Source organism: Streptococcus oralis subsp. dentisani (assembly GCF_002096615.1).
In the GTDB taxonomy this organism is placed as follows: Bacteria; Bacillota; Bacilli; order Lactobacillales; family Streptococcaceae; genus Streptococcus; species Streptococcus oralis_U.
The window spans coordinates 1-13882 of the sequence record NZ_NCUX01000029.1; the positions used below are offsets into that span (position 1 = coordinate 1).

16 protein-coding genes and 2 pseudogenes are annotated in these 13882 nt (G+C 37.3%); 7 read left to right on the forward strand and 11 right to left on the reverse strand.

Annotation, left to right across the window (positions count from 1 at the left end; genetic code table 11):
• Nucleotides 1–428: 428 nt before the first annotated feature.
• The 5 genes from coaB (at nt 429) to B7708_RS02710 (ending at nt 3525) form a co-directional block, all read left to right on the forward strand.
• The gene (coaB, locus tag B7708_RS02690) at nt 429–1118 is read left to right on the forward strand and encodes a phosphopantothenate--cysteine ligase (protein ID WP_084973574.1); all 690 of its coding nucleotides are present in this window, start codon (nt 429–431) and stop codon (nt 1116–1118) included.
• 11 nt (nt 1119–1129) lie between these two features.
• Nucleotides 1130–1681 carry a phosphopantothenoylcysteine decarboxylase gene (gene coaC, locus B7708_RS02695; RefSeq protein WP_084973576.1) on the forward strand — a complete coding sequence of 184 codons (552 nt, stop codon included), beginning with the start codon at nt 1130–1132 and terminating at the stop codon, nt 1679–1681.
• Nucleotides 1665–2228 carry an ECF transporter S component gene (locus tag B7708_RS02700; protein ID WP_084973579.1) on the forward strand — a complete coding sequence of 188 codons (564 nt, stop codon included), beginning with the start codon at nt 1665–1667 and terminating at the stop codon, nt 2226–2228. The genes coaC and B7708_RS02700 overlap by 17 nt, the downstream gene beginning before the upstream one ends.
• A 242-nt stretch (nt 2229–2470) precedes the next feature.
• Nucleotides 2471–2998, forward strand: a complete 528-nt coding sequence (locus tag B7708_RS02705; protein ID WP_084973581.1) for an ECF transporter S component — start codon at nt 2471–2473, stop codon at nt 2996–2998.
• Between the two features lie 11 nt (nt 2999–3009).
• The gene (locus B7708_RS02710; RefSeq protein ID WP_000159163.1) at nt 3010–3525 is read left to right on the forward strand and encodes a transcription repressor NadR; all 516 of its coding nucleotides are present in this window, start codon (nt 3010–3012) and stop codon (nt 3523–3525) included.
• Here B7708_RS02710 and B7708_RS02715 read toward each other — a convergent pair.
• From B7708_RS02715 to uvrB, 11 genes and pseudogenes are all read right to left on the reverse strand, one after another.
• On the reverse strand, nt 3522–3989 hold the full coding sequence (locus B7708_RS02715) for an 8-oxo-dGTP diphosphatase (RefSeq protein WP_084973583.1): 468 nt from the start codon (nt 3987–3989) through the stop codon (nt 3522–3524). The two genes, B7708_RS02710 and B7708_RS02715, sit on opposite strands and share 4 nt — an antisense overlap.
• A 23-nt stretch (nt 3990–4012) precedes the next feature.
• On the reverse strand, nt 4013–4555 hold the full coding sequence (locus B7708_RS02720) for a hypothetical protein (RefSeq protein ID WP_084973585.1): 543 nt from the start codon (nt 4553–4555) through the stop codon (nt 4013–4015).
• A gap of 105 nt (nt 4556–4660) precedes the next feature.
• The gene (locus B7708_RS10015) at nt 4661–5137 is read right to left on the reverse strand and encodes a hypothetical protein (protein WP_239822448.1); all 477 of its coding nucleotides are present in this window, start codon (nt 5135–5137) and stop codon (nt 4661–4663) included.
• A gap of 110 nt (nt 5138–5247) precedes the next feature.
• Nucleotides 5248–5523: a hypothetical protein gene (locus tag B7708_RS10020; protein ID WP_239822449.1), complete on the reverse strand. Its 276-nt coding sequence runs from the start codon at nt 5521–5523 to the stop codon at nt 5248–5250.
• A 56-nt stretch (nt 5524–5579) separates the two neighbouring features.
• Nucleotides 5580–5789 (reverse strand): annotated as a pseudogene (locus tag B7708_RS10025) (DUF2971 domain-containing protein); the annotation flags it as partial.
• 31 nt (nt 5790–5820) lie between these two features.
• Entirely contained in the window at nt 5821–6093 is a 273-nt protein-coding gene (locus tag B7708_RS10030) for a hypothetical protein (protein ID WP_239822450.1), read from the reverse strand.
• A gap of 818 nt (nt 6094–6911) precedes the next feature.
• Complete coding sequence (locus B7708_RS02745) at nt 6912–7415, reverse strand: GNAT family N-acetyltransferase (RefSeq protein ID WP_084973589.1); 504 nt, start codon at nt 7413–7415, stop codon at nt 6912–6914.
• A 14-nt stretch (nt 7416–7429) separates the two neighbouring features.
• Nucleotides 7430–8056, reverse strand: a complete 627-nt coding sequence (locus tag B7708_RS02750) for an NAD(P)H-dependent oxidoreductase (RefSeq protein WP_084973591.1) — start codon at nt 8054–8056, stop codon at nt 7430–7432.
• Between the two features lie 14 nt (nt 8057–8070).
• Nucleotides 8071–8269, reverse strand: a pseudogene (locus B7708_RS10200) (helicase-related protein); the annotation flags it as partial.
• Nucleotides 8270–8349: 80 nt separating this feature from the next.
• Nucleotides 8350–9387: an acyltransferase gene (locus B7708_RS02760; RefSeq protein WP_084973593.1), complete on the reverse strand. Its 1038-nt coding sequence runs from the start codon at nt 9385–9387 to the stop codon at nt 8350–8352.
• A 40-nt stretch (nt 9388–9427) separates the two neighbouring features.
• Complete coding sequence (gene uvrB / locus B7708_RS02765; protein ID WP_084973595.1) at nt 9428–11416, reverse strand: excinuclease ABC subunit UvrB; 1989 nt, start codon at nt 11414–11416, stop codon at nt 9428–9430.
• 179 nt (nt 11417–11595) lie between these two features.
• On the opposite strand from uvrB, the gene B7708_RS02770 reads away from it, so the two are divergent.
• Together B7708_RS02770 and B7708_RS02775 are read left to right on the forward strand one after the other, a co-directional pair.
• Nucleotides 11596–13044 carry an amino acid ABC transporter substrate-binding protein/permease gene (locus tag B7708_RS02770; protein ID WP_080641293.1) on the forward strand — a complete coding sequence of 483 codons (1449 nt, stop codon included), beginning with the start codon at nt 11596–11598 and terminating at the stop codon, nt 13042–13044.
• Entirely contained in the window at nt 13044–13784 is a 741-nt protein-coding gene (locus tag B7708_RS02775) for an amino acid ABC transporter ATP-binding protein (RefSeq protein WP_084973597.1), read from the forward strand. Before B7708_RS02770 ends, B7708_RS02775 begins: the two co-directional genes overlap by 1 nt.
• Nucleotides 13785–13882 lie beyond the last annotated feature (98 nt).

Here is a 13882-nt window from a genome sequence, read left to right on the forward strand (position 1 = left end):
AATTGAAAAGGCGACTTCCAAAACGGAAATCGTCTTTTTTGATATTCTCATAAATACAATATGTTGTTGGTGGTGTAAACTGGTATATAGTTCCCAAAGATATTATCAATAAACTCAAAGAATATGGTTTTCAACCAGACCTTTCATTGATATTGGAAGTATTTGAGATAGCCTATGGTATGGAATGGTTGGCAGAATATATGAGTGAACATTATGAAGAATTTAGACATTATTAAAAGACGATTTCCGCTTGGAAGTCGCCTTTTTTGATATTCTCATAAATACAATATGTTGTTGGTGGTGTAAACTGGTATATAGTTCCCAAATTTTATATGCTTTTATAGTTTTAGACTATAGTATTCCTGCGTTTTAACAAAAATTTATCGCTTTCATTTTACTTAACGTTTATTTTTGTGTACAATAGTCCTATGAAAATTTTAGTTACATCGGGCGGTACGAGTGAAGCTATCGACAGCGTCCGCTCTATTACGAACCATTCTACAGGTCGCTTAGGAAAAATCATCACAGAAACCTTGCTTGCTTCTGGTCATGAGGTTTGTTTGATAACAACTACCAGAGCTCTTAAGCCAGAAACTCATCCCCATTTAACCATTCGAGAAATCAAAAATACTCATGATCTTCTTTTAGAAATGAAAGAGCATGTTCAAAATTATCAGGTTCTGATTCATTCTATGGCAGTTTCTGACTACACTCCTGTTTATATGACAGGGCTGGCAGAAGTTGAGGCGAGTTCTAATCTGGAAGAATTTTTAGACAAGCAAAACAAAGAAGCTAAGATCTCTTCCAATGATGAGGTGCAGGTTTTATTCCTGAAAAAAACACCCAAAATCATCTCTCTAGTCAAGGAATGGAATCCTGCTATTCATTTGATTGGTTTCAAACTGCTAGTTGATGTTACCGAAGACCATCTGGTTGACATTGCTAGAAAAAGTCTTGTCAAGAATCAGGCTGACTTGATCATAGCAAATGACCTTACTCAAATCTCAGAGAATCAACATCGAGCAATTTTTGTTGAGAGAGAGCATCTTCAAACTGTTCAAACCAAAGAGGAAATTGCAAGCCTCCTCCTTGAAAAAATTCAAGCATACGATTCTTAGAAAGGAAAGTCATGGCAAACATTCTGATCGCAGTGACAGGTTCGATTGCCTCCTATAAATCAGCTGATCTCGTCAGTTCTTTAAAAAAACAAGGCCATCATGTCACTATCCTAATGACTGAGGCAGCGAGAGAGTTTATACAGCCTTTGACACTACAGGTACTCTCACAGAATCCAGTTCACCTTGATGTCATGAAGGAACCCTATCCTGATCAAGTAAATCATATCGAACTAGGTAAATGGACTGATCTTTTTATCGTCGCTCCTGCTACCGCTAATACCATCGCAAAGTTAGCCCACGGATTTGCTGACAACATGGTGACAAGCACAGCACTTGCCTTGCCAGAACATGTCAAAAAGTTAGTCGCACCAGCCATGAACACAAAAATGTATGACCATCCGGCAACTCAGGCTAATCTAAAAACATTAGAGACCTATGGTTATCAAATTATCTCTCCAAAGGAATCTCTACTAGCCTGTGGCGATTACGGAAAAGGCGCCCTAGCTGACCTGAATACTATTTTAGAAAGAATAAAGGAAACCCTCGATGAAAAAACGCTCTAATATTGCGCCCATTGCAATCTTTTTTGCAACTATGCTCGTTATCCACTTTTTAAGTTCAATCCTGTTTAATCTTTTCCCATTTCCAATCAAACCAACCATCGTTCATATTCCGGTAATCATTGCTAGTATCATCTATGGTCCTCGAGTTGGAGTTACACTTGGTTTTCTTATGGGGCTATTGAGCTTAACGGTAAACACGATTACCATCCTTCCAACCAGCTATCTATTCTCACCTTTTGTACCAAACGGAAACATCTATTCCGCAATGATTGCCATCCTACCTCGTATTTTGATTGGTCTGACTCCTTACCTAGTTTATAAATTATTGAAAAACAGAACGGGTCTCATCATTGCTGGTGCTCTCGGTTCTCTTACCAATACCGTCTTTGTCCTTGGGGGAATCTTCTTCCTTTTTGGAAATGTCTTTGATGGCAATATCCAAAAACTCCTGGCAACGGTTATCTCTACAAACTCAATTGCTGAACTCCTCATCTCAGCCATCCTAACTGTAGCAATTGTCCCACGTCTCGAAACCTTGAAGAAATAAAAAACAACTCCACTTTCGTCCTGAAGGTGGAGTTTTAGTTTTCACCAGTAAAGGCTCATCTTCTACTTATAAATAGTTATTTACCAAGGAGTCATTCGTTCAAAATTTTGAAAATATATGAAAATCCTTTGAATCTACCACCTATACTTTTGAAAATTTTCAATAAAATCAAAATAAATTCTTGACATGTCTGTTTATTTATTGTACTATACTTGTGTATATACAGTTAAATGGAGGTTCTTATGGATATACGGAAAAAAACGCAGTTTATGACCATGACTGCACTACTCACAGCAATCGCGATTTTGATTCCAATCATTATGCCTTTTAAAATCGTCATCCCACCAGCTTCTTACACTTTAGGAAGCCATATCGCCATCTTTATCGCCATGTTCCTATCACCTTTGATGGCTGGTTTTGTGATCATCGCTTCTAGTCTCGGCTTCCTGATGGCAGGCTATCCTATGGTTATCGTACTGCGCGCCTTTTCTCACATCGTTTTTGGTATTTTGGGAGCATTTTACTTAAAGAAATTCCCTGAAACCTTGGAAAAACCAAAGGCATCTTGGATTTTTAACTTTGTTTTGGGTGTTGTTCATGCTATCGCTGAAGTACTGGCTTGTATCATCTTCTATGCCACTTCAGGGACAAACGTTGAAAATATGTTTTATGTTCTCTTCGTCCTAGTTGGATTTGGCACAATTATCCATAGTATGGTAGACTATACATTGGCACTAGCTGTCTTTAAAGTGCTTCGAAAACGTCGCTAAAAGGAACAGCTATGACAAAAGATCGCAAACAAGCTCTTCTCAAACTGTTAAAAGAGGCACCAAAAGCTCTCAATGGGCAAACCTTGGCTGAACACTTTCATGTCACGCGCCAAGTTATTGTACAGGACATCGCCATCTTGCGAGCAGATGGAGCTCCTATTCTATCCACCAATCGTGGTTATATCTACAAAGAAAATAATGCCAGCCCCTACGTCCACAAACTCTTTAAAGTGAAACACGAACTGGAAGAAATCGGGCAGGAACTTCTAGCTATTGTAGATAATGGCGGACGCGTTCAAAATATCTTAATTGATCATCCCGTTTATGGTGAAATTGAAACTCTGCTCAAACTTACCTGTCGTCGAGATGTCCAGCACTTTCTGGAACAAGTCGAGAATTCTGACTTTAGACCACTTTCTGAATTGACAGACGGCATCCATTACCACCTTGTTGAAGCTGAAACACAACAAGACCTCCACTATATCGAGGAGGCCTTGGATCAGTTAGGTTATTTAGTAAAAGACTAGAAAATTTCTTTCTCCCAGCCGTTCTCTGTACGGTGGCGATAGAAGAACTCTGACTTGTCAGGTGCTTCCATCATTTCCATCAAGGGTAGCATATCATAGGCCAGATCCAAGTTTGGAATCTGGTCTTTTTGCACCCAAGATACTTCTCCTTCTTCTGAGGATTGGAGATTTCCAGTAAACTCTGTCGCCTTATAGCAAACGACGATGTAGCGCTCACCTGTATCTAGTGGCCAATTTTTAATGCCGACAAGTTGAGGATTTTGGATAGTCAATCCTGTTTCTTCATAGATTTCACGAATGACAGACTCTGCGAAAGACTCTCCATTTTCTACATGGCCTCCAGGAAAGGCATAACCAGACCAGCGATTCTCTTCAGGAGACCGATATTGCATAACTACCTGCTTATTTTCAAGATCTTCAATCAGACAAATGTTTGTTAAAATCGTTAATTGGGAACGGGACATAAATTTACTCACTTTCTAAGTTGTTATATAACTTTTTTAGACTTAATGTCAGATTTCATGATGAAGGGATTAATCAGCTCATGATAATAGTATACATCATGAAGCAAATATCCTTTTGTTATGACAATTTCTTGTTCCCTAACTTCATAATCAATAGTGATTGGAACAGGAGGATTTGGAATAAAAGCGAAGACGACAATTACAAATAACCAAATATAAAAACTACAAATCGCACTGCGCACTCCTTCAAGGAAGCGATATTTCCCCTTTAAAAAGTAAATAAAAATATGCGAAATAGAGAGGATAATTGGAACAAAAAGCTTTGTATTCCACGCTACGGGAATAAATTTCAGTCCAAATATCCCAAATAGAAGATCAAGAATTGCAAAGGAGCTCAAAAAGCGAATAAATAGAGTAAAAATTAGAAGAAAGAGCCAAATATTCCAAATAATCGGAGTAAATGATAAACCAAATGACCATAATATGAAATGAGCGATAACAAATGCTATCAGTAAGGAATATAGGACAGTATAAATAAGCTTGTTAAAAGTACTTGAATTTTTCACTATTTATTTCTCCTTTAAATTCAAACTACTAACTAATGACTAATATCTATCACTTTTAAATTATCTCGTCTATTATTTTAACACAAATTATTACATATAAAATTTTTAGTTAAAATTACTTCCATAATAGAGCATCTTATGGTTTTGAACCTTTAAAGAAACACTACTACCTGAACGATATCCTTTAGCACCATAGTAGTAAGAAACCTCATAAAAGGCATCTGGCAACTCGGCATTATCTATCCCATTTGAAATAAATCCTGTCAGTCCGCCTTCACTATCAAAATAATCTTTCTCACCCTCTTCTAAAACAGTATCTTTATATCTAACACTTCCTTTAATAATTCCTTTTTCCAAAAATTCATCAATAGGGAGGTCATATAAACCTTGAAAAGCTTTCCCTTCCTTATGGTTCTTTTCGATGAGGGCATAATAGTCTTGGATATTTTCAGATTCAGTATCGACACTCCAGTAACTATTCACGAATTCCAAATTGGGATTTTCATATTGCTTAAAAAAATTCTCTACCTTTTCTTTGTGGGAAATACTGACAGGATGTTGGTTGATTAGTTTATGAGCCATGTCTGAAAATTCTTGTATCATGGTTTTCGTAGTCCCATCATAGGCTAGTTCTTCATCAGTCTTTTGGGGATTGTATTTTGAGGACTTTGGACGATAAAACAAGGCATGACTCACAGTGACTCTACTTCCATCAACCTCTTCACTATAATCGTATTCAATTTTGTATTTTTCAGAAGTCCATTTATCTCTAGAAACTTCGTAACCTTCATATCTCCTTTAAAACCATACAAATCAAGGGTTCTTCTTACTGCTGTCTCTACCTCCGATTGATTTGCTTCAGGGAAAATGTCATAAGTTGTTGTAAAGAAAAGGAAGGCAAAACGTAGAATAAAGAATAAAGGGACAATATTTACAATGAAGAAAATGAACAGTAACCATTTTTTCATTACTAGCTTCTCCTTATTAATAAAAGATTATAATTTCTTTGAAGCTTTAATTTTTTCTAAACTGAACGATAAGGAATTTTCGAACTTTCTATCTCTATATCAGGATTGGCAAGCTTGAGATAAGGAGCAATATAGTCTGCATCCGTAACCTTTGGACCTAGAATAACTTTTGAGTATTTCAAAGGAGCCAGATTGATGTATACAAATAAATCATATCTGCCATTATCTTTCGAGCTTAATACAATATACTTTCTAAAATCATTAATTTGGAACAGGACATAGGACTCTCTTTCTATATTAAATGACTTTTTCGTACTTGATTTTAGATTTCATAATGAAGGGATTTATTCGTTCATGGTAATAATATACTTCATGAAGCAAATATCCTTTTTGAATGACGATTTCTTGTTCCTGAACTTCATAATCAATAGTGATTGGAACAGGAGGATTTGGAGTAAAGGCGAAAACGACAATTACAAATAACCCGATATAGAAACTACAAAAAGCGCTACGGATTCCTTCTAAGAGATGATATCGGTTCTTAAAATAATCACAAATATTATGCGCCATAACCAAAATAACTGGTAAAAAGAGCCCTGTATTAAATACTATAGGAATAAATTGTATTCCAACTATCCCAAAAAGAAGATCAAGAATTACCAAAGGTCTCCAAAAGTGAATAAACAGAGTAAAAATTAAAAGGAAAAGCCAACTGTCCCAAAGAATGGGGGTGAATGATAAACCAAATATTGAAAGGCAAAATCGATAAGGACAAATGCTAGTAAAATCAGATAGACCATTCTAAAAAAGTTAAATGTTTCATCATGGTATATTCCTCATTTTTTCCATATGATTCTGCAATAGAACGGTTAAGCCAGCAAGGGAGAAAAAGAACAGGTAAGTTGAAATTGGAAACCAGATGTAGCGGTAATCTAAGGATAAGAGGGAAGGCAGAATACCCTTACTGTTTTTCCCACTAACCCCTATAAAAAGATGTACAATTAAACCGATACTATTAAGGTAGATAAATAATTCAATAAATCTTTTTAGGGTCACCTTTGTTCTAGACGAGTCTAGAAACAAATAGTCAAATACCCTATAAACTAGACAAAAAAGATTCAGATACAAGGGAAAACTATAATTGATTTCCTTGTAGGGCAATGGAATTGGTAAGATATTAAAAATTTGATTAACACCAAATCCTATCACTAATACCAAACTAAATATAAGACAGAACCCTACTAATTTATGAGAATCTAGCCCCGATGACTTCTTATACTTCGTCTCTTTTACTTTCACAATAACTTCTTCCTATTTAAAAATATATTCTAAAACGTAATCATTTGTTCATTGTGCAATCTGAAAACAAATCACAACTGTCCTTGCATTTAACTCTCTGATTTTGTTGAACTCTTAAATACCATTCTAATTTCAATGATAGGCTTTCCAAGTTCAAGTATTTTTTCTTGGCCATCAACAGTAAAACCCATTTTTTGATAAAAAGCAATGGCTCGCTTATTTTCTTTTAATACCCATAAGAATATTTCAGAGAAATGTTCAAGAGTAGTCAGAGCTTCCGTCATTAACTTCTGAGCAATACCTTTTCCATAATAGTCTTTTAAAACATATAAGGCGATAATTTCACCAGCTTGAATAGTCTCATTACGAAAGTTTCCATAACTGATAAAACCAACTACCTTCATGCCGTCCATCGCAATCAATGTATTTTCTGGATACTTTTGACTAAAGAATCGACATCTTTCTAATGTCATTGTCTCCTGAAATTCTGCAGGCAAAAGGTCGTCATAAGCCTCTCTCCACGTTTGCCAGTGAACGAGAGATTTACCTTCTATCTCTTCAGGAGTTTCCATTGATTTGATAATAACCGTCATTTATTTTCTTCTCCTTAATCCAACGCCTTGACTTCCTCAGCTACTTTTTGTAGAAATTTTTCTCTTGTTGAACTTGTATTCACTTCACGTCCTAACTCTCCTAAGATTGAAACCCTCTTTGTTTTTATGCCACAATGATTCAATACAGCATTCTTCAATACTGATATTCCATAACTGTCTGGAATGTTAATCGGACCTGAAAATACTTTGTACCACCATGTTGGTGCCATGGAGGTTGCGTAAATACTAGCTGTTTTTCCTTTTAGTAACTTTTTAAACTGCTGACCCCTTAAGTAGTTTAAAATAAAACTTCCTTGATTATTGGCAGAGTACGCAATTCCTGGCGTGAAAACACGATCAATCCACCCCTTCAATAAACTAGGCATACTACTCCACCAAATTGGATAAACAAAAATGAAATGATCTGCCCACTGAATTAATTCCTGAGAGCGAAGTATGAAAGTGTCCTCTTCCATCCGTTTTCGATAACCATATCGTAATACAGGATCAAAATCTATCTCATTTAGGTTAATAGATTCAAGCTCATGGTGATTTGAGTCAATATTTTCTACAATCGTTCGAAAAATTTCTTGACAGAAACTTCCCTTGTCAGGATGTCCATTGATGACTAAAATTTTCATTCGTTTTCTCCTATCTAATCCAACGCCTTGACTTCTAGCATCATATCACGTATCTGAGCTACTAGTTCAAAATCAAGCCTTCGACGACTTCTTACTTTTATTTTTCCAATTTCTTGACGAGTTCTTTATACTTTTGTTTGTGAGACTATTGATATCGACTTCCTTGTCCTCTTCTTTGGAAACTGCCTTGGTTACGTCGATTAGGTCACGGATAATCTCAATAAACCTTAAGTTCTCAATACAGTGTATAATTTAGTCTCTCTTACTTCTATTTTTAATAAGACAATAAAGTTTTAAGTCTGTTTAAGATTTTTAAAACTCTTGATTAAAGTAAGAATATACGCCATTAATTTTTTTCTAAAATACTCAATGATAGCGCCAGAAAAAAACAGAGCCAGTGTCATAACTAGAATAATAATGGCAAACATGGAAAATTCTTGTTCTTCAACTAAAGTATGGATGGTTGGTATAATTCTTCTAAAAATAAGAGGATGTACATGAAACAGATAAACACCCAAAGTTAGTGGAGATACTAAAAGAACGAGTTTCTTAAAAGTTAAGGGAAGATTTTTAATATTCAATAAGAGTAAAAATATTGCTATTCCTTGCAGTGTGACCGTTGGAGAAATATAACTTCTCCACTGTTCAAAACCAAGCCAGCATAATATAAAAGTTAAACTAGTTAGAAATAAAATGAATCCACTAACATTACGTATTTGAAAACGACTTTCGTAATTTGATTTTCTAATTATTGCTCCTAAAGTGTACAAGAGGATCATCCATAATACACTATATCCACCCCACAAGCCCAGAATATCTTGTTTAAATACTGTGGGTATGACAGAAAAGTATATAAATGCTCCACTAACAATTGGAAACAATTGTTCTTTTTTCAATGTCAGCACTGCTTGATTCAAAAATGGTGCTATTAAGACTAAACCAAAATAGCAACTCATATACCAATACTGTCCATGACTTATTGGAGTTAAAGCTGAAAACCAATCACTTAAGTTGACAGATGATTTTGAAAAAATAGCAAATACAAAAGTAATTGAAATAGTATAGAAAATAATCTGTACCCAAAAATTAAACATTTTTTTATAACTAAATTGTGAATAAAGACCGACATACCCACTGATTAAAATATAAATATTTACAGCTGAATATGAGAAAGCTTCTAAAAAATTTGCAAAAATATAGTAAAGATCTTTTTGACTATCAACTTTCTCCAAAATTCCTCCCATACCCAAAACATGTAAATTGCAAATCATCAACATAGCTAAAATTCTACAACATTCAATACCTATGTGTTTAGTTTTTTTTGCTGTCATATTATGTCTTTCTATATATTTCTATTTCTTTATAATTTTTTCAGTTTAACGCCTTGACTTCCAACATCATATCGCGTATCTGAGCTGCCAGTTCAAAGTCAAGCACTTCAACAGCTTCTTGCATTTGTTTTTCTAGTTTCTTGACGAGTTCTTTGCGTTCTTGTTTGTTGAGACTATTGATATCAACTTCCTTGTCCTCTTCCTTAGAAACTGCTTTAGTCACGGCAATAAGGTCACGGATTTCTTTCTTAATGGTTTGTGGAACGATACCATGCTCTTCATTATAAGCCATCTGGATTTTCCGACGACGAGCCGTTTCATCAATGGCACGTTGCATAGACTGAGTCATCGTGTCCGCATACATGATGACATGCCCTTCGCTGTTACGAGCAGCACGACCAATGGTCTGGATTAAGCCACGTTCGTTACGAAGGAAACCTTCCTTGTCAGCATCTAGAATGGCAACTAGACTCACCTCAGGAACGTCAATACCTTCACGAAGGAGGTTGATTCCGACCAAAACATCAAAAACACCCAAGCGCAGGTCACGGATAATCTCTGTCCGCTCCAAGGTCTTGATGTCCGAGTGCATGTACTTGACCTTGATGCCCATTTCTTTGAAGTAGTCGGTCAAGTCTTCTGCCATTTTCTTGGTCAAGGTGGTAATAAAGGTCCGTTCATTCTTTTCAACACGGGCATTGATCTCACCTAGGAGGTCATCAATCTGTCCCATAGTTGGACGAACTTCCACTTCTGGGTCTAGAAGCCCTGTCGGACGAATGATTTGCTCAATCACTGTCTCGGTCTGTTCATTTTCATAGTCACCAGGTGTCGCTGAAACGTAAACAATCTGGTGCACATGGCTTTCAAACTCCTCACGACGAAGAGGACGATTGTCTAAGGCAGACGGCAAACGGAAACCATAATTAACCAGCATTTCCTTACGCGAACGGTCTCCATTGTACATGCCCTTGATTTGCCCCATGGTCATGTGACTTTCATCAATCATGATCAAGAAATCATCTGGGAAGAAGTCGAGAAGCGTATAAGGAGGCTCTCCTTCTCTACGACCATCCATGTGGCGTGAGTAGTTCTCAACCCCATTTGTATATCCCATTTCACGTAGCATCTCAATATCATACTCTGTGCGCTGTTTCAAACGCTGGGCTTCTAGCAGTTTGCCTTCCTTCTCAAAGACAGCTAACTGCTCTTCTAATTCTGCTTGAATTTTAGCAATCGCAACTTCCATGTGGTCGTCATTGGTCACAAAGTGAGTGGCAGGGAAAATAGCCAAATGATCCACTTCTCCCAATACCTGACCTGTCAAAGCCTCGACCTCACGGATACGGTCAATCTCATCTCCAAAAAACTCTACTCGAAAGGCATGCTCATCACGGGAAGCTGGGAAAATCTCCACCACATCCCCGCGAACGCGAAATTTTCCCCGTTGGAAATCAATATCATTGCGTTCAAACTGTATATCTACCAAGTCATTCAAAAGTTTGTCACGAGAAATCTCAAGACCTGGACGGAGACTAACGACACTATCAGCGTATTCCTTTGGCGAACCCAGACCATAGATACAAGAGACAGAAGCCACAACGATGACATCGTTACGCTCCAGAAGTGCTGAAGTCGCTGAGTGGCGAAGCTTGTCAATCTCATCATTAACAGAGCTGTCCTTTTCAATATAGGTATCGCTAGAAGGAACATAGGCCTCGGGCTGGTAATAGTCATAGTATGAAACAAAGTACTCAACAGCATTTTCAGGGAAAAATTCCTTAAACTCCCCATAGAGCTGACCAGCTAGGGTTTTGTTATGGGCAATGACCAAAGTAGGTTTATTGACTTTAGCAATGACCTGACTCATGGTATATGTCTTCCCTGTACCAGTCGCCCCCATGAGGATTTGAGCCTTCTCTCCCCCCTCGATATTATCGACCAACTGCTCGATTGCTTGGGGTTGGTCTCCTGATGGTTCATATTTTGAGACTAGTTTAAATTGATTGTCTGTAATTCGATTAATCATAATTACCTCGTACACACTTTCTATCCTTCTATTTTACCATAAATTCCACTAGATTCTTTATCTCTGGATTTAGCAAAGTTGCACTCTTATGTCATATCTTCTTACATAAAAATCATTAAAATTTGCCTTCTGGCTTTTTTTCTGTTATAATTAAAAAATATTCAGAAAGGAGACTAAAAATGAAGAAAAAAATCCTAGCATGTTTGCTCATTTTATTTCCCATTTTCTCACTAGGAATAGCAAAAGCTGACACTGTTAAATCAAAGTATATTATTGCAAGTGATTCATCTTTTGCACCTTTTGTATTTCAAAATTCAAACAACGAGTATACTGGTATTGATATGGACTTGATTAAAGCTATTGCCAAAGATCAAGGTTTCGAAATTGAGATTACTAACCCAGGATTTGATGCAGCGATCAGTGCTGTTCAGGCCGGACAAGCAGACGGTATCATCGCTGGTATGTCTGTTACAGATGCTCGTAAAGCTACATTTGATTTCTCTGATTCTTACTACACTGCTAATACGATTCTCGGTGTAAAAGAATCCAGTACCATTGCTTCTTATGAAGATCTCAAGGATAAGACAGTTGGTGTAAAAAACGGAACTGCTTCTCAAACGTTCCTTACTGAAAACCAAAGCAAATACGGCTACAAGATTAAAACTTTTTCAGATGGCTCATCTATGTATGACAGTCTCAACACTGGAGCTATTGATGCCGTGATGGATGATGAGCCCGTTCTCAAATATTCTATCAGCCAAGGGCAAAAATTGAAAACGCCAATCGCTGGAACTCCAATCGGTGAAACAGCCTTTGCTGTTAAAAAAGGAACAAACCCAGAATTGATCCAGATGTTCAATAAGGGGCTTGCCAACCTCAAAGCTAACGGAGAATTCCAAAAGATTCTCGACAAGTATCTAGCTAGCGGAGCAACAACTACTTCTACAAGTACAGTTGACGAAACGACCATCTGGGGCTTGCTTCAAAACAACTACAAACAACTACTTAGTGGACTTGGAATCACTCTTGCCTTAGCCCTTATCTCGTTTGCGATTGCCATTGTAATTGGGATTATCTTTGGTATGTTTAGCGTTAGCCCATACAAATCTCTTCGTCTGATCTCTGAGATTTTCGTTGACGTTATCCGTGGTATTCCCTTGATGATTCTTGCTGCCTTCATCTTCTGGGGTATTCCAAACTTTATCGAGTCTATCACAGGTCAACAAAGTCCGATTAACGACTTTGTAGCTGGTACCATAGCCCTCTCACTCAATGCTGCTGCTTATATCGCTGAAATCGTTCGTGGTGGGATCCAAGCCGTTCCAGTTGGACAAATGGAGGCCAGCCGAAGCTTAGGTATCTCTTATGGAAAAACCATGCGTAAGATTATCTTGCCACAAGCGACTAAATTGATGTTGCCAAACTTCGTCAACCAATTCGTTATCGCCCTTAAAGATACAACCATCGTATCTGCTATCGGTCTGGTTGAACTTTTCCAAACTGGTAAGATCATCATCGCCCGTAACTACCAAAGTTTCAAGATGTATGCAATCCTTGCTATCTTCTATCTTGTAATTATCACGCTTTTGACTAGACTAGCGAAACGCTTAGAAAAGAGGATTCGTTAATGGCAAAACTTAAAATTGATGTAAATGATTTGCATAAGTATTATGGAAAAAATGAAGTTTTAAAAGGCATTACTACTAAGTTCTATGAAGGAGATGTTGTCTGTATTATCGGTCCTTCAGGTTCTGGGAAATCCACTTTCCTTCGCAGCCTTAACCTTCTCGAGGAGGTAACGAGTGGCCACATCACAGTGAATGGTTATGATTTGACTGAAAAGTCAACCAATGTCGACCATGTTCGCGAAAACGTCGGAATGGTTTTCCAACACTTCAACCTCTTTCCTCACATGTCCGTCCTAGAAAATATCACTTTTGCACCTATTGAACACAAACGGATGACCAAAGAAGAAGCTGAAAAATTGGGGATGGAGTTGCTGGAGAAAGTCGGTCTTGCAGACAAGACTAATGCCAACCCGGATAGCCTTTCAGGCGGTCAGAAACAGCGTGTAGCTATCGCTCGTGGACTTGCCATGAATCCTGATATCATGCTCTTTGATGAGCCAACTTCCGCTCTGGACCCTGAAATGGTTGGAGATGTACTAAACGTTATGAAGGAATTGGCAGAGCAAGGCATGACTATGATCATCGTAACCCACGAGATGGGATTTGCTCGTCAGGTGGCCAACCGTGTTATCTTTACGGCTGATGGTGAATTCCTTGAAGATGGAACTCCAGATCAAATCTTTGACAACCCGCAACACCCTCGTCTAAAAGAGTTCTTGGACAAGGTCTTAAATGTATAAAACAAAACTGTAAGGTTCTCCTTACAGTTTTTTAATTGCGTATTGGATTTTTTGATTTTTTTGAAAATTATGATAAAATAAAAGCTATGACAATGAGA